A 438-nucleotide genomic window follows, 5' to 3' on the forward strand; every position below is an offset into this window, starting at 1 on the left:
TGGCTACAATGTTTTCGGCGATGCCGTTGGCTTTCTCTTCATCCTTTAATTCACGGGAAGAGTTGCCGATATCTGCGGAGCCGTTATTTACGGCTTCCACACCGGCACCGGAACCGACGAATTCAGCCTGAACCGTGATGTTCGGATATTTTTCCATGAAGATCTCACTGAGCGCGGTTGCAAATTTTTCCATGGAGGTGGAACCTACCATGCTGATGGATCCCTTTAAATCAGCGGAAGCTGCAGGAGCCGCTGTGGTTGTCTCAGCGGAGGCAGTACCTGCTGTGGTGGTCTCAGCCTCTGACTGTGCGGTGGTTGGCGCCGCGGTTGATTCGGTTGTATTGCTGCCGCATCCGGCCAGGGTTCCCATTGTTAAAACTGCCATTCCGGCAAGTGCAAGTGTTTTTACCATGTTCTTTTTCATAATTGTTCTCCTCT

1 protein-coding gene is annotated in these 438 nt (G+C 51.4%); it reads right to left on the minus strand.

The window, feature by feature from the left end; all coding sequences use genetic code 11:
* A partial coding sequence (locus NE664_14205) for a substrate-binding domain-containing protein (GenBank protein MCQ4727788.1) occupies positions 1-424 on the minus strand: 424 nt, incomplete at its 3' end.
* Positions 425-438 lie beyond the last annotated feature (14 nt).

Source organism: Anaerotignum faecicola (assembly GCA_024460105.1).
In the GTDB taxonomy this organism is placed as follows: Bacteria; Bacillota; Clostridia; order Lachnospirales; family Anaerotignaceae; genus JANFXS01.